The sequence below is a fragment of the uncultured Oscillibacter sp. genome (assembly GCF_900544955.1).
Taxonomy (GTDB): Bacteria; Bacillota; Clostridia; order Oscillospirales; family Oscillospiraceae; genus Oscillibacter.
On record NZ_UQXD01000045.1, the window covers coordinates 1 to 18,608 of the forward strand.

General features: G+C 65.1%; 23 protein-coding genes and 1 tRNA gene. 20 read left to right on the plus strand and 4 right to left on the minus strand.

Features of this window, described 5'->3' with window-relative positions; translation table 11 throughout:
- Positions 1-344 (plus strand): SOS response-associated peptidase family protein (locus QZS21_RS09755; RefSeq protein WP_295582841.1); only part of this gene is annotated, 344 nt, incomplete at its 5' end.
- Between the two features lie 126 nt (positions 345-470).
- Here the strand turns inward: QZS21_RS09755 and QZS21_RS09760 are convergent.
- Positions 471-556 (minus strand) — tRNA-Leu (locus tag QZS21_RS09760).
- A 185-nt stretch (positions 557-741) separates the two neighbouring features.
- Between QZS21_RS09760 and QZS21_RS09765 the strand changes: the two genes are divergently transcribed.
- The 9 genes from QZS21_RS09765 to QZS21_RS09805 all read left to right on the plus strand — a co-directional run bounded on the left by QZS21_RS09765 (position 742) and on the right by QZS21_RS09805 (position 9,705).
- The gene (locus QZS21_RS09765) at positions 742-2,106 is read left to right on the plus strand and encodes a VCBS repeat-containing protein (protein WP_295582843.1); all 1,365 of its coding nucleotides are present in this window, start codon (positions 742-744) and stop codon (positions 2,104-2,106) included.
- A gap of 18 nt (positions 2,107-2,124) precedes the next feature.
- Positions 2,125-2,811, plus strand: coding sequence for a response regulator transcription factor (locus QZS21_RS09770; RefSeq protein ID WP_295582845.1), 687 nt, complete (start codon positions 2,125-2,127; stop codon positions 2,809-2,811).
- Between the two features lie 208 nt (positions 2,812-3,019).
- On the plus strand, positions 3,020-3,820 hold the full coding sequence (locus tag QZS21_RS09775; RefSeq protein ID WP_295582848.1) for an EcsC family protein: 801 nt from the start codon (positions 3,020-3,022) through the stop codon (positions 3,818-3,820).
- Positions 3,821-3,841: 21 nt separating this feature from the next.
- Positions 3,842-5,290 carry a cell wall metabolism sensor histidine kinase WalK gene (locus QZS21_RS09780; RefSeq protein ID WP_295582850.1) on the plus strand — a complete coding sequence of 483 codons (1,449 nt, stop codon included), beginning with the start codon at positions 3,842-3,844 and terminating at the stop codon, positions 5,288-5,290.
- A 70-nt stretch (positions 5,291-5,360) separates the two neighbouring features.
- Complete coding sequence (locus QZS21_RS09785; RefSeq protein ID WP_295582852.1) at positions 5,361-6,332, plus strand: DUF1385 domain-containing protein; 972 nt, start codon at positions 5,361-5,363, stop codon at positions 6,330-6,332.
- A gap of 21 nt (positions 6,333-6,353) precedes the next feature.
- Positions 6,354-6,818 (plus strand): hypothetical protein, encoded by a 465-nt coding sequence (locus QZS21_RS09790; RefSeq protein ID WP_295582854.1) that lies wholly within the window; start codon positions 6,354-6,356, stop codon positions 6,816-6,818.
- On the plus strand, positions 6,802-7,668 hold the full coding sequence (prmC, locus tag QZS21_RS09795; RefSeq protein WP_295582856.1) for a peptide chain release factor N(5)-glutamine methyltransferase: 867 nt from the start codon (positions 6,802-6,804) through the stop codon (positions 7,666-7,668). Before QZS21_RS09790 ends, prmC begins: the two co-directional genes overlap by 17 nt.
- 320 nt (positions 7,669-7,988) lie before the next feature.
- A complete protein-coding gene (gene recA, locus QZS21_RS09800) occupies positions 7,989-9,095 on the plus strand; it encodes a recombinase RecA (protein WP_295582858.1) in 1,107 nt (368 codons plus the stop codon).
- Positions 9,085-9,705, plus strand: a complete 621-nt coding sequence (locus QZS21_RS09805) for a regulatory protein RecX (protein ID WP_295582860.1) — start codon at positions 9,085-9,087, stop codon at positions 9,703-9,705. The genes recA and QZS21_RS09805 overlap by 11 nt, the downstream gene beginning before the upstream one ends.
- Positions 9,706-9,715: 10 nt before the next feature.
- Here QZS21_RS09805 and QZS21_RS09810 read toward each other — a convergent pair whose 3' ends face one another.
- Positions 9,716-9,964 (minus strand): hypothetical protein, encoded by a 249-nt coding sequence (locus QZS21_RS09810; protein WP_295582862.1) that lies wholly within the window; start codon positions 9,962-9,964, stop codon positions 9,716-9,718.
- Positions 9,965-10,038: 74 nt separating this feature from the next.
- Here QZS21_RS09810 and QZS21_RS09815 point away from each other — a divergent pair, with 74 nt between their 5' ends.
- The 5 genes from QZS21_RS09815 (at position 10,039) to pgsA (ending at position 12,729) form a co-directional block, all read left to right on the plus strand.
- A complete protein-coding gene (locus QZS21_RS09815; protein ID WP_295582864.1) occupies positions 10,039-10,281 on the plus strand; it encodes a helix-turn-helix domain-containing protein in 243 nt (80 codons plus the stop codon).
- Positions 10,282-10,347: 66 nt separating this feature from the next.
- Positions 10,348-10,584, plus strand: coding sequence for a helix-turn-helix domain-containing protein (locus QZS21_RS09820; protein ID WP_295582866.1), 237 nt, complete (start codon positions 10,348-10,350; stop codon positions 10,582-10,584).
- Between the two features lie 16 nt (positions 10,585-10,600).
- Positions 10,601-11,929 carry a 30S ribosomal protein S12 methylthiotransferase RimO gene (gene rimO, locus QZS21_RS09825; RefSeq protein WP_295582869.1) on the plus strand — a complete coding sequence of 443 codons (1,329 nt, stop codon included), beginning with the start codon at positions 10,601-10,603 and terminating at the stop codon, positions 11,927-11,929.
- On the plus strand, positions 11,926-12,204 hold the full coding sequence (locus QZS21_RS09830; protein WP_295582871.1) for a helix-hairpin-helix domain-containing protein: 279 nt from the start codon (positions 11,926-11,928) through the stop codon (positions 12,202-12,204). Before rimO ends, QZS21_RS09830 begins: the two co-directional genes overlap by 4 nt.
- 3 nt (positions 12,205-12,207) lie before the next feature.
- Positions 12,208-12,729: a CDP-diacylglycerol--glycerol-3-phosphate 3-phosphatidyltransferase gene (pgsA, locus tag QZS21_RS09835; protein WP_295582873.1), complete on the plus strand. Its 522-nt coding sequence runs from the start codon at positions 12,208-12,210 to the stop codon at positions 12,727-12,729.
- 220 nt (positions 12,730-12,949) lie between these two features.
- On the opposite strand, the gene QZS21_RS09840 is transcribed toward pgsA, so the two are convergent.
- The gene (locus QZS21_RS09840; RefSeq protein ID WP_295582875.1) at positions 12,950-13,309 is read right to left on the minus strand and encodes a hypothetical protein; all 360 of its coding nucleotides are present in this window, start codon (positions 13,307-13,309) and stop codon (positions 12,950-12,952) included.
- Positions 13,310-13,311: 2 nt separating this feature from the next.
- Positions 13,312-14,001 (minus strand): helix-turn-helix domain-containing protein, encoded by a 690-nt coding sequence (locus QZS21_RS09845; protein WP_295582877.1) that lies wholly within the window; start codon positions 13,999-14,001, stop codon positions 13,312-13,314.
- Positions 14,002-14,517: 516 nt separating this feature from the next.
- On the opposite strand from QZS21_RS09845, the gene epsC reads away from it, so the two are divergent.
- From epsC to QZS21_RS09870, 5 genes are all read left to right on the plus strand, one after another.
- Positions 14,518-15,198: a serine O-acetyltransferase EpsC gene (epsC, locus tag QZS21_RS09850; RefSeq protein ID WP_295582879.1), complete on the plus strand. Its 681-nt coding sequence runs from the start codon at positions 14,518-14,520 to the stop codon at positions 15,196-15,198.
- 1 nt (position 15,199) lies between these two features.
- Entirely contained in the window at positions 15,200-16,651 is a 1,452-nt protein-coding gene (cysS, locus tag QZS21_RS09855) for a cysteine--tRNA ligase (protein ID WP_295582881.1), read from the plus strand.
- A gap of 119 nt (positions 16,652-16,770) precedes the next feature.
- Entirely contained in the window at positions 16,771-17,397 is a 627-nt protein-coding gene (locus QZS21_RS09860; protein ID WP_295582883.1) for a CatB-related O-acetyltransferase, read from the plus strand.
- A gap of 129 nt (positions 17,398-17,526) precedes the next feature.
- Complete coding sequence (locus QZS21_RS09865; protein ID WP_295582885.1) at positions 17,527-18,081, plus strand: helix-turn-helix transcriptional regulator; 555 nt, start codon at positions 17,527-17,529, stop codon at positions 18,079-18,081.
- Between the two features lie 12 nt (positions 18,082-18,093).
- Positions 18,094-18,576 (plus strand): GNAT family N-acetyltransferase, encoded by a 483-nt coding sequence (locus tag QZS21_RS09870; RefSeq protein ID WP_295582887.1) that lies wholly within the window; start codon positions 18,094-18,096, stop codon positions 18,574-18,576.
- Positions 18,577-18,608: the final 32 nt, after the last annotated feature.

The window sequence follows — 18,608 nt, forward strand, 5'->3', positions numbered from 1 at the left end:
ACCGGCCCATGTTTCGGCGGTCCGTGATGGAGCGGCGGTGCGTGATTCCCACCACGGGGTTTTATGAATGGGGGCCGGATGAGGAGGGGAAGAAGCGGAAATATCGCTTTAACCTACCAGGTACCCGGGTGCTGTACCTGGCTGGATTGTGGAACAACTTTGCCGGGGAGCCAAAGTGCGTGATCCTGACCACGGCGGCCAACAGGTCCATGGAGGGCATCCACGACCGCATGCCGGTGGTGCTGCGGTGGGAGGAGCTGCGGGCATGGGTGCGGGACAGCGGCCGCGCCATGGAGATTTTGCACCGGGTGCCGCCGGAACTGGAGATGGCTGCGGTGATATAGTAGAAACAACCGGGGCATTCCGGTTCCAGCAAGCGGCTCACAGGTATAAAAACAGGGTGTGTACTTTTGTGTGTACCAGGCCAAGCAAAAAAACCGCAGAGCCTTTTGGCTCTGCGGTTTTTTTGCTGGTGCCGGTGGTGGGACTCGAACCCACACGGTGTCGCCACCAACGGATTTTGAGTCCGTCACGTCTACCATTCCATCACACCGGCAGGAATGCTCATTTATTATACAAGAAGCAAAAGCAAAATTCAAGAGCGGATTTTGCTTTCCGCCTCAAAAATGAACAGACCGTAAAATGCGGACGGAAAATCCGAAGAAAGTCTACCCAAAGCGGCGGAAACGTGCTATCATACATTCGTTAAAATGCAGACTTTTTTGGAAAGGGGAGAGGGCGATGGGGCGGCGTTTGCGGGGATTGGCGCTGTGCGGCATGCTGGTGCTCTGCGCCCTGCTGGCCTCCGGCTGCAGCGGGTCCGTCAAGCTGACCTTCAACCCTCAGGAGCTGTACGGCCTGCCCAAGCTACCGGCCAAGTACACGGAGCTCAACGACCAGATCAACGAGATCATCAAGGGCGGCGCGGAGTATGCCGCGCCCATCGCGGGGGCGAACATCCAGTCCGTGCAGCTGCGGGACCTGGACGGCGACGGCCGGGAGGAGGCGCTGGCCTTTTTCCGCAATGCCGCCGACGAAAAGCCGCTGAAAATCTACATCTTCACCGCCTCCGGCGACACCTATGAGCAGACGGCGGTGATCGAGGGCAGCGGCACCTCCATTTACAGCATCGCCTACAACGACCTGGACGGCGACGGCCGGACGGAGCTGGTGGTGGGCTGGCGGGTCAGCACGGAGCTGCAGGTGCTGGCGGTGTACGCCCTGCGGGCCGACGGGCCCACGGAGCTGATCCGCACGGACTACGTGCGCTACGGCATCGCGGACCTGGACCAGAACCAGCGCCAGGAGTTGGTGGTCCTCCGCTCCCTGCCCGACGGGGAGGGCTGTGCGGACTACTACGACTGGCAGGACGGGGGCCTGACAGCCCGCTCCTCCGCCCGCATCTCCATGACCATGGCGGAGCTGAGCCAGCAGGGCCGGCTCACCCGGGGCACGCTGCGGGGCGGCGAGCCCGCCCTCTTCATCACCGGCGTGGTGGAGTCCGCCCAGACCATCACCGACATTTTGGCCGTGCGCAACGGAGAGCTGAGCAACATTGTCCTCTCCGCCGCCACCGGCGTCTCTATGGAGACGGCGATGTTCCGCTCCCTCTACCCCACGGACATCAACGGCGACGGGCTGACGGAGGTGCCCAAGCCCGCCTACCTCCCCACCTGGGACGACGCCAGCGACTCCTACCAGCGCATCGACTGGAACAGCTACGATATCGACGGCGCGGCGGAGACCGTGATGAGCACCTACCACGACATGGAGGACGGCTGGTACTTCCAGCTGCCGGAGGCCTGGTTCGACCAGATTTTGGTGAGCCGCTCCCTGGCGCCGGACGAGGCCGCCGTCACCTTTTACATCCGGGGCGGCCAGGGCCAGGCGCCGGAGCCCTTTTTGCGGATCATCGCCATCACCGGCGCCAGCCGGGAGACCCGGGCGGTGCGGGGCGGCCGCTTCAACCTCATCCGCAAGGCGGAGACCATCTACGTGGCGGAGCTGCTGGAGGCCAACGAGACCTGGAGCAGCGGCGTGACGGAGGATGAGGTCCGGGCGGCCTTCAGCCTGATCGCCACGGAGTGGGTGGAAGGCGAGAACTGAGAGGAGAGGATTTGAGCCATGAGAAAGGTATTGGTGCTGGAGGACGAATCCAGCATCCGCAGCTTTATTGTCATCAATCTGCGCCGGGCGGGTTACGACGTCATTGAGGCGGAGACCGGCGAGGAGGCGCTGGAGCGCCTGAAAGAAAACCCCAATACCAAGGTGGCGCTCCTGGATATCATGCTGCCCGGCATCGACGGCTTTGAGGTCTGCCGCCGCATCCGGGCCACCAACACGAAGATCGGCATCATCATGCTCACCGCCCGCTCTCAGGAGATGGACAAGGTGACGGGCTTGATGACCGGCGCCGACGACTATGTGACCAAGCCCTTCTCCCCGGCAGAGCTCACCGCCCGGGTGGACGCCCTGTTCCGCCGGGCCGGCGGGGAGGAGCCCGCCCAGACTGGGGAAATCCGCCAGGACCCCTTCCTGCTGAATACCCGGAACCGGACCCTGGAGAAAAACGGCCAGCGGATCAAGCTGACCCAGGTGGAGTACTCCATCATGAAGGTGTTTATGGAAAACCCGGGAAAGGCCCTGTCCCGGGAGGAGATCCTGGACATGGTGTGGGGCCGGGACTACTTCGGGGAGTTGAAAATCGTGGATGTGAACATCCGCCGCCTCCGCCTGAAGATCGAGGACAACGTGCAAAACCCTATGTACATTACAACGGTATGGGGGTACGGGTACAAGTGGGGCTTTTGAGCAGCATTCGCTCCGGCACGTTGTGCGCCGCTCCGCGGAGCGGCGCACAACGGAAGGCGTGTACAAGCGGTTTGCGGAGCAAACCCTTGGCGCAAGGCGGAATTTATTTCCGCCGCGCAGTTACAACCAAAAGGGCTCCCGCTCCGCCTGCGGAGCGGGAAGGGCAAACCCCTATGTACATTACAACGGTATGGGGATACGGATATAAATGGAGCTTTTGAGTGCGGACCGGCCGTGGCGGCAGGAGTACCGCCGTCTCTGGCAGCAGGAGCGGCGCTTTTTGGCGGAGAACCGCCGTCCCCGGCGGGATGCGCTGGGGGAGCGGTTGGAGGCCCATGTGCCCCGGCAGCTGGCCGGGACCCTCCACGGCGCCTTTGTGCGGGCCTTTGCCCTGGTGTTTGAAAAGGGCGAGGGCGTGGTCCAGTGGGCCGGGCGGCAGCAGGCCCGGGAGCAGGCGTACCTGGTCCGGAGCTGCCAGGCGGACCTGCGGGGGGACCGGCGGTCCCTGCGGGCCTTTTCCAGAGCCGCCGCGGCGGCGGGCCGGGGAAGCGTGCTCCAGGCCGGGGCCCAGGGCGTGGGCCTGGGGCTGCTGGGCATCGGCTTGCCGGACATCCCCCTCTTCACGCTGACGCTGCTCAAAGGCGTCCGGGAGACGGCGGTGAGCTTCGGCTACTCCGGCCAGGGCCCGGCGGAGCAGGTGTTCACCCTGCGGCTCATCGGGACGGCCCTCACCCAGGGGGAGGAGCTGGAGGCGGGAAACCGGGCGCTGAACCGCTTTATCCAGGAGGGCGCCTGGCCGGAGCCGCCGGACGCGGACCGGGCGCTGGAGGACACGGCCCGGCGCCTCTCCCAGGCGATGCTCCACTGGAAGTTTTTGCAGGGCATCCCGGTGGCGGGGGCCCTGGGCGGCGCCTGGGACGCGGTGCTTCTCAGCCGGGTCCAGCGGTACGCCGCCATCAAATACGGCCGTCGTTTTCTCATCGACCGGAAGCTGGGCCGTGATCTTTAAAAAGAGCAGAGGTGAGGCTTCGTGGCCGAGGAGGAGAAAAACGGAAAATGGAAGGTGCTCCAGCTGCGGGGCCTGCGCCAGCGGTGGATTTTCAACACCGTGACGCCGGTTTTGGTCCTGTTGGTGCTGATTGTGGTGCTCTTCTCCACCGGCGTTTCCAGCTACTACTACCGCTCTATGGAGGACGGGCTGACCAAGCAAGTCCAGGCCCAGGCCGGGGCCTTCAACGACTATTTCATGGACAACGGCTATACCAGCTACTACCAGAAGGCAGTCCAGTCCACCACGGACTTTGAGGACAAGAACACCATCGAGATGCAGTTCATCTCCAGCAACGGCCGCATCCAAATCTCCTCCGCCTCCAACCTCCGGGCGGGTACCGCCCCGGGGACCTCCGACATCACCCAGGCCATCGCCCAAAACGACACGGCGGCGTTCCGGGGCAGGGACGCGGAGACCGGGGAGAATATCCTGTCGGTGTCCCATCCGCTGACCTCCAACGGCAAGGTGGTGGGGGTGATGCGGCTGGTGACCTCCCTCCAGGCGGTGAACCGCCAGGTGATGCTGGCGGTGCTGGCCATCTGCCTCATCGCCGCGCTGTCGCTGTCCCTGGTGGTCATCTCCAACCTGCTGTTCATCAACAACGTGGTGGAGCCGGTGGCGGTGGTGACGGAGGCGGCCAAGCGCATCTCCGCCGGGGGCTACGGCTTCCAGATTGAGAAGAAGTACACCGACGAGCTGGGGGAGCTGGTGGACAACATCAACAGCATGTCCCTCAAAATCGGGCAGAACGAGAAAATGAAGAGCGAATTCATCTCCTCTGTCTCCCATGAGCTGCGGACCCCCCTCACCGCCATCAGCGGCTGGGGCGAGACCATCCTGGAGGACCCCACCGGCGACCCGGTGCAGGTGCGCCGGGGCATCCGCATCATCCTCAACGAGTCCCGCCGTCTGGCCACCATGGTGGAGGAGCTGCTCTCCTTCTCCCGGATGGAGGATGGCCGCTTCACCCTGCGCATGGAGCAGGTGGATCTTCAGGCGGAGTTTGAGGACGCCATCTTCACCTACCGGGAGCTGTTCCGGCAGGAGGGGATCGAGCTGGAATACCAGGCGGGGGACGAGGAGCTGCCCCCCATCCCCGGCGACCCGGAGCGGCTGAAGCAGGTGTTTTGCAACGTGCTGGACAACGCCGCCAAGCATGGCGGCGCCGGCAAGCGCATCGCCGCCTCCGTGAGCAGGGAGGGGGAGAGCCAGGTGGTCCGGGTCCGGGACTACGGCCCCGGCATCCCCGAGGGGGAGCTGCCCTTCGTGAAGCAGAAGTTTTACAAGGGCTCCTCCAAGGCCCGGGGCAGCGGCATCGGCCTGGCGGTGTGCGACGAGATCATCAACCTCCACGGCGGCACCTTCGCCATCGGCAACGCCGAGGGCGGCGGCGCCGTGGTCACCATCCGGCTGCCGGAAAAAGAATGAGAAAAGTAGAACAAACGTTTGATTTTTGCAGACGGATGTGATAGAATCCCAATCATAGAAAGGAAACTCCATGGCAGAGAACAATTCCTGCGCCTTCCGCACCAGCATCGGCGGACAGGCGCTCATCGAGGGTATTTTGATGCGGGGGCCGGAGAAACAGGCCATCGTGGTCCGGGACCAGGAGGGCAACCTGGTGGAAAAGACGGAGGACCTGAAGTTCATCCGGGACCGCTATCCGATTCTGGGGGTGCCCCTGATCCGGGGCACCGTGAACTTTCTGGACTCCATGGTAAACGGGGTCAAGGCGCTGATGTACTCCGCGGACTTCTATCCCGACGAGGCGGCGTCCCAGCCCTCCAAATGGGAGCTGTGGCTGGAAAAGCACCTGTCCAGCAAGAAGATGGAGAGCGCCCTGGTGACGCTGGCGGTGGTGCTGGGCGTGGGCATGAGCGTGTTTTTGTTCATGGTGCTGCCCACTTTCCTCACCGGCGGGCTGCTGCACTTCTTCCCTGGCTTCCCCCTGTGGGGGCGGAATCTGGTGGAGGGCGTCCTGAAAATCGTGATCTTCCTGCTGTATCTGGTCTTCTGCTCCAAGCAGAAGGACATCTACCGGGTGTTTCAGTACCATGGGGCGGAGCACAAGACCATTTTCTGCTATGAGGCGGGCTTGCCGCTGACGGTGGAGAACGTCCGCGCCCAGCCCCGGCACCATCCCCGCTGCGGCACCAGCTTCCTCTTTGTGGTGATCTTTGTGTCCATCCTCTTCTCCGGCGTGGTGTTCGGCATCTGGCCCATCACCAACGTCTGGCTGCGGACGGCGGTGCATCTGCTGCTGCTGCCGCTGGTGGTGGGCGTCACCTACGAGTTCAACCGCTGGGTGGGCCGCCACGTCCAGGAAAACCGCCTGGCCCAGATTCTGACGGCGCCGGGCCTCTGGATGCAGAACTTCACCACCAACGAGCCGGAGGACCCCATGATCGAGTGTGCCATCCGGTCGCTGGAGCTGGTCCTGCCCTCGGAAAAGGGCAAGGACGCCTGGTAATCGCACGGAGGGAGGGGTTCCATGGGCTTTTTCGACCGCTTTCGCAGGCGGCCGCCCACGCTGGCGGAGGACATTCCAAAGGCGGCGGACTGGCTGCGGGCCGCCATGGCCTCCTCCGGCTACCGGCTGGACGGCACGCTGGAGAGCTTCCGGGAGCTGGACCGCTTTTTTGAGGAGCAGCAGCGGCCGGGCGGGCTTTTGGACGGCCGGGTGGGAAACAAGCTCTTTGCCATCGGCAGCTACATGGGCCAGGTGCTGACGGAGCGGCTGGGCGGCGCCTGGGAGACCGACGACGCGGATCCTCAGGGGGAGATCAACGCCGCCGTCCGGCTGCCGGACGGCACCCTCTGCTGGCCGGTGCAGCGGGCCATGAAGCGATATCGCAACGGCCCGGAGGACAGCCTGTATGCCTACGGCCGCTTCCTGGAGGCGCCCCCAAAAAATGAAGAAATCATCAACGGAGCGTATCATGGCCATCACATATAACAACTTGTATTTGGATATCCGGCAGCAGCTGCGGCGCTCGGGCATTGAGAGCGCCACCCTGGAGGCCCGGGAGCTGGTGTGCTTCGGCACGGGCAAGAGCCGGGAGGAGCTGAGCCGGGACGGGGGGCTGTATGCCTCGCCGGAGCGGGAGGCCCGTGTCCGCGGCCTGGTGGAGCGTCACCTGGCGGGGGAGCCGGTGGCCTACCTCATCGGGGAGTGGGAATTTTACGGCCTGCCCCTGGACATCTCCCGGGACGTGCTGATTCCCCGACCGGACACGGAGGTGCTGGCGGAGCAGGCCATCGCCCACATCAAGACGCTGGGGGACTGCCGGGTGCTGGACCTGTGCGCCGGCAGCGGCTGCGTGGGCCTGGCCGTGGCGGCCCAGGCGCCCCAGGCCCGGGTGGTGCTGGGGGAGTGGTCCGACGCCGCCCTGAAAATCTGCCGCCAGAACATCCGCCGCAATGGCCTGACCGCCCGGGTGGTGCCCATGCAGACCGACGCCCGGGAGCGGCCGGACCGGGCGCTGGGGGAGTTTGCCTGCATCGTCAGCAATCCCCCCTACATTCCGGCGGCGGACATCGGCGGCCTGGACGTCTCCGTGCGGGACTACGAGCCCCACCTAGCCCTGGACGGCGGCGAGGACGGCTTGGAGTTCTACCGTTCCATTTCCGAGAAATGGAAAACCGCCCTCCTTCCCGGCGGGCGGCTGTACTTTGAGGTGGGCGCCGGCCAGGCGGACAGTGTGCTGCGGATCATGCGCGCCCAGGGCTTCGGAGACATCCAGGTGGTCAAGGACCTGCACGGAATTCCCCGGGTGGTCTTCGGGGCGCTGTGCGCGGAGGTCTGAGAGCGGAGCGCGGCGCTCTGACGCAGGTCCGGGGCCCCGCAGCGCGGGGCGTGCCGCAGGCACGGCAAGGGTCCGTCACGCGGACCCTTGGAATGGGCGGGCTCGGCCCGGCCATTCGAGTTCTATGAAAAGGGTTCCCGACGGGCGCGGCCCGGTGGGAATTCCTGCACGGGATTCCCCGGGTGGTCTTCGGGGCGCTGTGCGCGGAGGTCTGAGGGCGGAGCGCGGTGCTCCATTGCAGGTCCGGACCTTGATAGGAACAACAGAAATCCCATTCAAGATTGAGTATTGAGATAGAGAACATGTAGGAGGAGAGACTTATGGCAAAGGATAAGGGACCGCTGCCCACGGCGGCACCGGCGGACGACAAGAAGCAGGCCATCACCACCGCCATGGCCCAGATTGAAAAGATGTACGGCAAGGGCTCCATCATGCGCTTCGGAGACCGGAGCAGCTTGGACGTGGACTACATTCCCACCGGTTCTCTGGCCCTGGACGTGGCCCTGGGCATCGGCGGACTGCCCCGGGGCCGTGTTATCGAAATCTACGGCCCTGAGTCCTCCGGTAAGACCACCCTGGCGCTCCATGTGGTGGCGGAGGCCCAGAAGAAGGGCGGCGAGGTGGCCTTCGTGGACGCCGAGCACGCCCTGGACCCCACCTACGCCCGGGCGCTGGGCGTCAAGGTGGAGGACATGCTTATCTCCCAGCCGGACACCGGCGAGCAGGCACTGGAGATCACCGAGGCCCTGGTCCGCTCCGGCGCCATCGACGTCATCGTGGTGGACAGCGTGGCGGCCCTGGTGCCCCGGGCGGAGATTGAGGGCGAGATGGGCGACAGCTACGTGGGCCTCCAGGCCCGGCTGATGAGCCAGGCCCTGCGCAAGCTCACCGGCGCCATCGGCAAGACCAACACCATTGTCATTTTCATCAACCAGCTGCGGGAGAAGGTGGGCGTGATGTACGGCAACCCGGAGGTCACCACCGGCGGCCGGGCGCTGAAGTTCTATTCCTCCGTCCGCATCGACGTGCGCCGTATCGAAGCCCTGAAAAACGGCAGCGAGATCATCGGCAGCCGCACCCGGGCCAAGGTGGTGAAAAACAAGGTGGCGCCCCCCTTCCGGGAGGCGGAGTTCGACATCATGTACGGCCAGGGCATCGCCCGGGAGGGCGAGCTGGTGGACCTGGGCGTGCGGCTGGACCTGGTGCAGAAGGCCGGCTCCTGGTTCTCCATGGGGGAGACCCGCATCGGTCAGGGCCGGGACGCCGCCAAGAAGTACCTACAGGACAATCCGGAGGTCTCCGCCCAGCTGGAGGCGGATATACGCAAAAACTTCGACAAGCTGATGAGCAATCAGTCCCGCATCGCCGCCAAGGCGGCGGGCCGGGCGGTGGACGTGAGCGCCGACGACTTCAAGGATGAGGATTGAGCGGATCGAGGCGTCCAGGCATAAGCGGGGGCGGGTGCTGGTGTTTCTCGAGGACGGCGCCTGCCTGAAGATCACGGAACAGGAGCTGCTGGACTTCGGCCTCCGGGCCGGGGACCGGCTGGATGAGGGGACCCTGGAGCGGCTGAAGGCGGCCGCTGGGATCTCCAATGTGAAGGCGGCGGCGGCGGACCTGGTGGGCAAGCGGGCCATGAGCCGGGCCGCCCTGGAGAAGAAGCTGCGGGAGAAGGGGGCCGGCGAGGCCGAGGCCCGGTACGCCGCCGAGTGGATGGAGGCCATCGGCGCCATCGACGACGCGGAGTACGCCGCACTGCTGGCCCAGCACTGCGCCCGCCAGGGCTACGGCCCCCAGCGGGTCCGGGAAAAGCTGCGGGAGAAAGGGGTCCCCCGGGAGCTATGGGACGGCGCCCTGGACACCCTGCCGGACCCGGCAGCGGCCATCGGCGCCTTTCTGGAGGGGAAGCTCCGGGGGCGCCTGCCCGACCAGCGGGAGAAGAAACGCCTGGCCGACGCCCTGCTCCGCCGGGGGTTTGCCTGGCCCGACGTGAAGGCGGGGCTGAACCGCCTGGGGGCGGAGGTGGAGGAGGAGTGAGCGAAGCGCTCTAAAAATCCTCCGCTAATTGCAGCATGAGCTGGGCACCGAACCGCGTGCCGGCGGAAAAGGCGGTATTGCGCTGTTCCATAGCCATGGCCCGGAGCTCCCGGGAGAGAACCTCCGCCTCCCGGGGCGGAAGTGCCTGGAGATGGGAGAGGACCCGGGTCTCCGCCGCCGTCAGCGGCGGTTCCAGAGGGGACTTTCCCCGCAGGCCCAAAGGTTCGTCGTAATAGATGGCTTCCAGGATATTGTACATTTGAAATCCCCCCATTGAATATGTCCCTTTAAGTAGAGTATAATCTACTTAAAGGGACAAGTCAAGAGGTATTTATGCAGACGAATATTTTGTTAAACGAAAGAGTTTATTATTTGAGAAAGCGGGCCGGACTGAGCCAACAGCAGCTGGGTGAGATTTTGGGACTGACCCATAAATCCATCAGTATGCTGGAAAGCGGAGGCCGCAGCACCACCATTGAAAAACTGGTGATCCTGGCGGAGTATTTTCAAGTCTCCACCGACTATCTCCTAGGCATCACCGACGACCCCGCCTGGCGGGGAAAACCATTGGGGTGAATCGGAGGACGTCATTTTGCGTGATTATGCCGCATTTGGTGCACTGTCGAGAGAGCGTAGATGAAGATGGAACTTTTATTTAAGGAACGGCTTTGCCAGCTCCGAAAGGCGCGGGGGCTGAGCCAAAAACAGCTGGGCGAGGTGCTGGGCCTTACCAACCACGCCGTCAGCATGATGGAGGCGGGAGAGCGGGGGACCACCATGGAAAAGCTGGCCGTCCTGGCGGAGTATTTTCAAGTCTCCACCGACTATCTCCTAGGCGTTACCGACGACCCCGCCTGGCGGGGAGAACCATTTGAATAGACCGGAGGACATCACTTTGAGTTATCATGTTGCATTCATCTCCCTGGGCTGCGCGAAAAACCAGGTCAACTGCGAGCAGATGATGGCCGCCGTCCAGGCCGCGGGTCACACCCTCCAGCCCGCCCCCCAGGGGGCCGACGTGGTGGTGGTGAACACCTGCGGCTTTCTCCAGTCCGCCTGTGAGGAGGCCATTGACCACATTCTGGAGATGGCGGCCCTGAAGCAGGCCGGGCAGGTGAAAAAAATCCTGGTCACGGGCTGCATGGCCCAGCGGTATCAGGAGGACGTGCTGCGGGAGCTGCCGGAGGTGGACGGCGTGCTGGGCACCGGCAGCTACGAGGAGATCGCCGCCGCCGTGGCGGAGGTGATGGACCGTGGCGGGCGGCCTTGCCGCATGGGCAATATCCACACCGCCAACCAGGGCGGGGAGCGCATTCTCTCCACGCCGCCCTGGTACGCCTACCTGCGCATTGCGGAGGGCTGCGACAACCACTGCGCCTACTGCGTCATCCCCTCCCTCCGGGGAAAGTACCGCTCCCGCCCTATGGGAGAGCTGCTGGACGAGGCGGCGGAGCTGGCCTCTGCCGGGGTGCGGGAGCTGCTGGTCATCGCTCAGGACATCACCCGCTACGGCACGGACCTCAACGGGGAGCATCAGCTGGCCCAACTGCTGCGGCAGCTGTGCAAGCTGGATTTCCACTGGATTCGGCTCCACTACCTCTATCCCGATGAGATCACCGGGGAGCTGATCGACACCATCGCCCAGGAGCCCAAAATCCTGCCCTATTTGGACATCCCCATCCAGCACTGCAACGACACGATTTTGAAGGCCATGAACCGTCGGGACACCAAGGCGGAGCTGGAGGCGCTGTTTGCCGATCTCCGGGCCCGGATTCCCGGCCTGGTGCTGCGCACCAGCATCATCACCGGCCTGCCCTATGAGGACGAGGCCGCCTTTGAAGAGCTGTGCGCGTTCCTGCGCCGGGAGCGCATTGAGCGGGCGGGGGTGTTCCCCTTCTCCCCGGAGGAGGGCACCCGGGCCGCCCAGATGGATCACGTGGACGGGGAGGAGGCCCGCCGCCGGGCGGAGCTGCTGGTGGACGTGCAGTCGGACGTCATCGACGCCTACAACGAATCCCTCCTGGGCACGGAGCGGGAGGTGCTGTGCGAGGGCTTCGACCCCCAGGCCCAGATGTACTTCGGCCGGAGCTACGCCGAGTCGCCGGAGATCGACGGGCGCATCTACTTCACCGCCGGCGGCGAGGTGGCCCCGGGGACCTTTGTCCCCGTCCGGCTCACAGGCACCATGGACGGGGAGCTGACCGGGGAGCTGGCGGCGCTATGAAGTCGCCGCTGGAGGAAATCCCCGGGGTGGGACCCCGGATCGCCGGGGTGATGGAGGCCCTGGGTATCCGCAAGGTGTCCGACCTGCGGGGCCGGGATCCGGAGGAGCTGTACCGGCTGGAGTGCATCCACAAGGGCTTTCAGGAGGACCGCTGCGCCCTGTACGTCTGGCGGGCGGCGGTGTATTACGCCGAGCACGAGGAGCGCCAGGCGGAGAAATTGAACTGGTGGTACTGGAAGGACAAGCCCTATCCGCCCCAGAAAGAGGAGCGTTAAACCGTGAATTTGCCAAATAAACTGACTCTTTTGCGCATTATATTGATTCCTGTGTTCATGGGCGTGCTGTACTGGGGCTTTCCCGGGGCGGGGTATGTGGCCCTGGTCATCTTCATCGCGGCCAGCCTGACGGACCTGCTGGACGGGAAGATCGCCCGGAAGTACAACCTGGTGACGGACTTCGGCAAATTTGCCGACCCCCTGGCGGACAAGATGCTGGTGACGGCGGCCATGCTGTGGTTTGTGGAGATCGGGCAGATGCCCGCCTGGGCGCTGCTGATCGTCATCTGCCGGGAGTTTGCCGTCAGCGGGCTGCGGATGATCGCGTCGGACAAGGGCCGGGTCATCGCCGCGGGCTGGTCCGGCAAGGTGAAGACCGCCGCCACCATGGTGTGTGTGGTGGTGATGTTCCTGCCCATTCCGCCGGTTTTGAACACGGTCTGCGTCTGGTTCATCACTCTGACCACCCTCTACTCCGGCGTGGAGTATTTTCTCAAGAACAAGGACGTCATCCAGTCCGCATAAAGAGAGCGCCGGGGCATCGCCCCGGCGCTTTGTCCGTGCCGCCTGCCCGCCGGCGGGAGGGGGGAAGCCGCCTCGTTTCCGGCAGGCGTCCGCTCCCCGGAGGCGGCGTCCCGACGGGGAGAGGCCGTCCCGGATGCGGCGCGGAGACACGCCGCCGGGTGAATGGGCAAAAACGGCAAACAAGGCCGGAGGCTTTGCCTCCGGCCTTGTTTGCCCGCCGCTATCTCTGGCCCTCCCCCAGACGCCGAAAGGCCAGCAGGGCCATGCCCCCCAGCCAGACCGCCAGCACGTCCCAGGGATCCCCCGCGGAGCGGGGGAGGTACAGCGGCGTCACCGCCTCCCAGAACCACCCGCAGCCCAGCAGGAACAGCGTCGCCGGGACCGGCCGGACCACCGCCGGACGCCGGGCCGCCCCCAGGGCGCCGTTCAGGATGCACAGCATCAGCGCCCCCGCCAGGGCGTCCGCCCCGTGCCAGGCCAGCAGCCGGTGCAGGTCCCCCGTGGTCCCGGGGATCAGAAACCAGCGGTTGAGGGCGTACAGCCCCAGGATGCCCGCCCCGGCGATTCCCCAGTGTCCCATGGTCAGAAAAAGGAGAGGATCAGCAGGGCGAGGATGACGGCGCCCACCACGCCCCAAAAGCCCAGGCCGCTGCGCTGGGGACCGGCGGGGGTGGGCAGCTCCATGGCCTTGGGCAGCTCCGCCAGAGCCTCGTCGGACGCCTCGCCGTCGTCCTGCACGATGTGGAGGTGGAAGCCCTCCGAGAGCAGGTGGGCGGCCACGTACTGGGCGGCGTGGTCCGTCAGGCCCCGGCGCAGGGTGGTGAGGGTGCCGTATGCCTCCAGCTGCTCGCCCAGGGCCAGGGCCTCCTCCCGGGAGTAGCCGCAGTATTTCTCCAGCGCCGCGGAGTCATAGCGGCCGCCGACGGCGGTGGCCACCACGGCGTAGCGGGGGCCCCGGGGCGGCATGGCCGGCAGGACGAAGCCGCAGACGGGGCAGATGGTGCCCGGGATCTCCCGGCCGCAGCAGGGGCAGGTGTCCGGCAGGTCGATGGCGGGGGTGGCGCCGCTCTCCGGCTCACGCCCCAGCAGCACGTAGTCGGCGGAGACGCGGAGGGTTTCGCACAGCCGGGCCACCGTGGCGGCGTCCGGCGCCGTCTGGCCCGACTCCCACTTGCTCACCGCCTGTCGGGTGACGCCCAGCCGCTCCCCCAGCTGTTCCTGGGTCAGCCCGGCGGCCTTGCGCACGGCGGCGATGCGTTCGTTCAATTCCATAGCGATTCCTCCTTTGCTGCCTCCATGATACCAGAGGCCCCGCCGGTTGACAAGCGACGGGGGATGGAAATCTGTCAACCGCCGGTTGACAGGGCCGGAAAGCGGCGGTTTCCGCCGCTCCTCGGACGGCTGCCCCGCCGCCGCACCGCGTTTGGGGCGGGGCGGGCCGGGGTATTTTCCGCCGGCGGAAAAAAGTGGGGCGCAGAAGTGGCAAGGCGCCTTGACACGCCGGGGGAATCCTGCTAATATACTGAGTTACAAATGAATAGCGTGATGATCGGAAAGAGTAGCAGTGGACCCAATGGGCAGAGAGGGCGCGTCACCGGCTGAAAGCGTGCCTGCGGCGGGAGCTGTGAAGTGCGTCCGGGAGCGCGGGGGATGAGCCCCCCGTCCGGCCCGCGTCAGGGGCCTTCCTTGAGTGATAAAAGAGAGTGGAACCGCGATTCGTCGCCTCTCGTACTTTTTGGTACGGGGGGCGTTTTTCATGCCTCCCGGCCGCACAAGGAGAAGAAAACCATGGCAAAACGAGTGACCCGTCTGGGCGGCCTGCTGGCCGCCTACCAGCGCCGGGACCCTGCGGCCCGGAGCAAGCTGGAGATTTTTCTGCTGTATCCCGGGGTCCACGCGGTGATTTACCACCGGCTGGCCCACTGGCTCTACGGCCACCACCGCTTCTTTCTGGCCCGGTGCGTCTCCCAGTGGAGCCGCTTTTGGACCGGCATTGAAATTCACCCCGGCGCCACCATCGGCCACCGGCTGGTGATCGACCACGGCATGGGCATCATCATCGGCGAGACCACGGAGATCGGGGACGACTGCCTGCTCTACCAGGGCGTGACCCTGGGCGGCACCGGCAAGGACAAGGGGAAGCGGCACCCCACATTGGGGAACAATGTACTGGTGGGCTCCGGCGCCAAGGTGCTGGGCCCCTTCACCGTGGGGGACAACGCCCGCATCGCCGCCGGCGCGGTGGTGCTGGGGGAGGTGCCTCCCAACTCCACCGCCGTGGGCGTGCCCGCCCGGGTGGTGCGGGTGGCGGGACGGCCCGTGTACTACGCCGACGACGTGGACCAGATTCACATGGCGGACCCGGTGCTGGATGAGCTGGTGGCCATGTCCCGGCGCATCGAGGAACTGGAAAAGGAACTGAAGGACCTGGAGAACACCGTGAAGAAAACGAAAGAGAGGACAGCCTGAAATGGTTTTGTACAATTCGGCGACGCATCAAAAAGAGGAGTTTCAGACCCACACCCCCGGCCGAGTGGAGATGTACACCTGCGGCCCCACCGTCTATCACTTTGCCCACATCGGCAACCTGCGCAGCTATATCATGGAGGACGTGCTGGAAAAGTACCTGCGCTATGCCGGCTATGATGTGAACCGGGTGATGAACATCACCGACGTGGGCCACCTCAGCTCCGACGCCGACACCGGCGAGGACAAGATGCTCAAGGGCGCCAAGCGGGAGCACAAGACGGTCCTGGAGATCGCCCAGTATTATACCGATGCCTTTTTTGACGACTGCCGGAAGCTGAACATCAGGCGGCCCGACGTGGTGCAGCCCGCCACCGGCTGCATCGACGAGTATATCCAGATCGTCTCCAAGCTGGTGGACACCGGCTACGCCTACCTGGCGGGGGGGAACGTGTATTTCGACTCCTCCCGGCTGGACCGCTACTACGTCTTCAACGACCACGACGAGGAGGACCTGGCGGTGGGCGTCCGGGAGGGCGTGGAGGAGGACACCAACAAGCGCAACAAGAACGACTTCGTCCTCTGGTTCACCAAGAGCAAGTTTGAGGACCAGGCCCTGAAGTGGGACTCCCCCTGGGGCGTGGGCTATCCCGGCTGGCACATCGAGTGCTCCGGCATCTCCATGAAGTACAACGGGGAGTATCTGGACCTCCACTGCGGCGGGGTGGACAACGCCTTCCCCCACCACACCAACGAGATCGCCCAGTCGGAGAGCTATCTGGGCCACCCCTGGTGCTCCCACTGGTTCCATGTCCACCACCTGAACACCACCGGCGGCAAAATGAGCAAGTCCAAGGGCGAGTTTCTGACGGTCTCCCTTCTGGAGGAGAAGGGCTACGACCCCCTGGCCTACCGCTATTTCTGCCTCCAGAGCCACTACCGCAAGGCGCTGGTGTTCTCCTACGAAAACCTGGACAACGCGGTGGCGGCCTACAACAAGCTGATCGCCCGGATTGCCGCCCTGCGGCCAGGGGACGGCCCGGTGGACCAGGCGGTGTTCGACGCCTGCCGGGAGAAGTTCCGCCAGCAGCTGGGGAACGATTTGAACACCTCCATGGCGGTGACGGCGCTGTTCGACGTGCTGAAGGCCAAGACCAGCGACGAGACGAAGCTGGCCCTCATCGGGGACTTTGACAGCGTGTTGTCCCTGAGCCTGCTGGAAAAGGCGGCGGAAAAGCGGGAGGCGGAGGCCAGGGCCCAGACTGCCCGGGCCGCCGGCGGGAGCTACACCGTCACCGGCGAGGGGGACCCCGCCATCGACGCCCTGGTGCTGGCCCGGTACGAGGCCAAGCGGGCCAAGAACTTCGCCGAGGCGGACCGCATCCGGGACGAACTGAAGGCCCAGGGCATTGAGATTACCGACACGAAGGACGGAGCCGCCTGGAAGCGGGTCTGAGAGAACCACCGGCGGCCTCGGGCCGCCGGCAAGCAGAGAAAGGATGTGGGCAGGTGAGGCGCTGCATTGTGCTGTCTGGGATCGTCTTCAAAACATGACAGATTAAAGGAGAAGAGGTCATGACGATTCCAGATTCCAAAGTGGTATACCCCAGGACCGGCGACTTCCAGACGGTCTACCTGAAAAATGTGGTGAAGCGGCCCAGCATTACAGTGGGCGACTTCACCATCTACAATGATTTTGTCCGGGACCCCCGGTTGTTCGAGGAGAACAACGTGCTCTATCACTACCCCATCAACGGCGACCGCCTGACGGTGGGAAAGTTCTGCTCCATCGCCTGCGGCGCCCGCTTCCTGTTCAACAGTGCCAACCACACCCTGCGCTCCCTCTCCACCTATCCCTTCCCGCTGTTTTACGAGGCCTGGGACCACGGGATGCACCCCACGCAAGCCTGGGACAACAAGGGGGACATCACGGTTGGAAACGACGTGTGGATCGGCTATGAGGCGGTGATTCTGGCGGGAGTCACCCTGGGGGACGGGGCCATTGTGGGCGCCCGGTCGGTGGTGACCCGAGACGTGCCGCCCTACACCATCGTGGGCGGCGTCCCCGCCCGGCCCATCCGCCGGCGCTTTTCTCAGGAGACCATCGCGGCGCTGCTGGCGCTGCAATGGTGGGACTGGCCGCTGGAGCGGCTCTCCGCCGCCCTGCCCGCCCTCCAGGCGGGAGACCTGGCGGCACTCTGAGCAAACATCCGAAAAAGCGGGACGGCTGGCCGTCCCGCTTTTTTCCTTGACAAGGCGTGGGTGATTCGGTAGGATAAGGGGAGAATTTGTCAATATATTGGCTTTTTTGCCAGAGAAGGGCGGCAGGGCATGGAACTGAACCGGGCGGTGGCGGAGAACATCAAGCGCATCCGAAAGAGCAAAAAGCTGAGCATGGAGCGGACGGCGGCCATCGCCGGGGTCTCCCGCAGCATGCTGGGCCAGATTGAGCGGGGGGAGGCCAACCCCTCTGTGGCCATCCTGGGCAAGCTGGCGGCGGCGCTGAAGGTCCCGGCGGAGGTGCTGCTGGAGAACGACGACTTTGAGACGCTGCTGCTCTCCCGGGAGCTGGACAACAAGCCCCAGCGGCTGGACGGGGGAAAGGCGGTGCTGCGGCCCAGCTTTTCCTACGACGACACCACCCGCCAGGAGACCTTCTTCCTGGACCTGTACATCAGCGCCCGGTATGCGCCGGAGCCCTCCGTGCCCGGCTGCGTCTGTCACGCCACGCTGCTGGCGGGAACGGTGGCGCTGAACGCGGAGGGGCAGGCCTTTCAGCTGCTGGAGCGGGACGCCCTGCGCTTTGCGGCGGACCGGCCCTATTTCTTTGAGAACATGACCAACGCCACCGCCCGGCTGCTGCTGATCTACCAATATCTCAAATAAGGAGCTGCGCACATGGAAATTCGGACCGCGGTCATGGGGGACCTTCCCGCCCTGGCCGCCATTGAGGCCGCCTGCTTCCCGGCGGCGGAGGCCGCCACGGAGGCGGCGTTTGCCGCCCGGCTGGCGGTGTACCCCAATCACTTCTGGCTGCTGGAGGAGGATGGCGCGATCCTCAGCTTTGTCAACGGCCTGGTCACCGACGAGCCGGACCTCCGGGACGAGATGTACGGCGACGCCTCCCTGCACAACGAAAACGGCGCCTGGCAGATGATTTTCGGCGTCAACACCCTGCCCCAGTACCGGCGGCGGGGGCTGGCGGGCCAGGTGCTGCGGCGGGTGAGCGCCGACGCCCGGGCCCAGGGCCGCCGGGGCTGCGTGCTCACCTGCAAGGACCGCCTGGTGCCCTACTACGAGAAGTTCGGCTACCGCAGCGAGGGCGTCTCCGCCTCCACCCACGGCGGCGTGGTGTGGTATGCCATGCGGCTGACCTTTTGACGAAGCGGCGCCGCCCGGTTTTGGCCGGGCGG

Excerpts from the sequence above, each read along its gene's own strand:
- QZS21_RS09790 (WP_295582854.1), top strand. The coding sequence starts at position 6,354 with ATGGGCTTTTTCGACCGCTTTCGCAGGCGGCCGCCCACGCTGGCGGAG.
- QZS21_RS09785 (WP_295582852.1), top strand. The coding sequence starts at position 5,361 with ATGGCAGAGAACAATTCCTGCGCCTTCCGCACCAGCATCGGCGGACAG.
- QZS21_RS09845 (WP_295582877.1), bottom strand. The coding sequence starts at position 14,001 with ATGGAATTGAACGAACGCATCGCCGCCGTGCGCAAGGCCGCCGGGCTG.
- QZS21_RS09830 (WP_295582871.1), top strand. The coding sequence starts at position 11,926 with ATGAAGTCGCCGCTGGAGGAAATCCCCGGGGTGGGACCCCGGATCGCC.
- prmC (WP_295582856.1), top strand. The coding sequence starts at position 6,802 with ATGGCCATCACATATAACAACTTGTATTTGGATATCCGGCAGCAGCTG.
- QZS21_RS09805 (WP_295582860.1), top strand. The coding sequence starts at position 9,085 with ATGAGGATTGAGCGGATCGAGGCGTCCAGGCATAAGCGGGGGCGGGTG.
- QZS21_RS09865 (WP_295582885.1), top strand. The coding sequence starts at position 17,527 with ATGGAACTGAACCGGGCGGTGGCGGAGAACATCAAGCGCATCCGAAAG.
- QZS21_RS09870 (WP_295582887.1), top strand. The coding sequence starts at position 18,094 with ATGGAAATTCGGACCGCGGTCATGGGGGACCTTCCCGCCCTGGCCGCC.
- epsC (WP_295582879.1), top strand. The coding sequence starts at position 14,518 with ATGGCAAAACGAGTGACCCGTCTGGGCGGCCTGCTGGCCGCCTACCAG.
- QZS21_RS09840 (WP_295582875.1), bottom strand. The coding sequence starts at position 13,309 with ATGGGACACTGGGGAATCGCCGGGGCGGGCATCCTGGGGCTGTACGCC.
- QZS21_RS09770 (WP_295582845.1), top strand. The coding sequence starts at position 2,125 with ATGAGAAAGGTATTGGTGCTGGAGGACGAATCCAGCATCCGCAGCTTT.
- cysS (WP_295582881.1), top strand. The coding sequence starts at position 15,200 with ATGGTTTTGTACAATTCGGCGACGCATCAAAAAGAGGAGTTTCAGACC.
- recA (WP_295582858.1), top strand. The coding sequence starts at position 7,989 with ATGGCAAAGGATAAGGGACCGCTGCCCACGGCGGCACCGGCGGACGAC.
- QZS21_RS09815 (WP_295582864.1), top strand. The coding sequence starts at position 10,039 with ATGCAGACGAATATTTTGTTAAACGAAAGAGTTTATTATTTGAGAAAG.
- QZS21_RS09820 (WP_295582866.1), top strand. The coding sequence starts at position 10,348 with ATGGAACTTTTATTTAAGGAACGGCTTTGCCAGCTCCGAAAGGCGCGG.
- QZS21_RS09775 (WP_295582848.1), top strand. The coding sequence starts at position 3,020 with ATGGAGCTTTTGAGTGCGGACCGGCCGTGGCGGCAGGAGTACCGCCGT.
- QZS21_RS09860 (WP_295582883.1), top strand. The coding sequence starts at position 16,771 with ATGACGATTCCAGATTCCAAAGTGGTATACCCCAGGACCGGCGACTTC.
- QZS21_RS09765 (WP_295582843.1), top strand. The coding sequence starts at position 742 with ATGGGGCGGCGTTTGCGGGGATTGGCGCTGTGCGGCATGCTGGTGCTC.
- QZS21_RS09810 (WP_295582862.1), bottom strand. The coding sequence starts at position 9,964 with ATGTACAATATCCTGGAAGCCATCTATTACGACGAACCTTTGGGCCTG.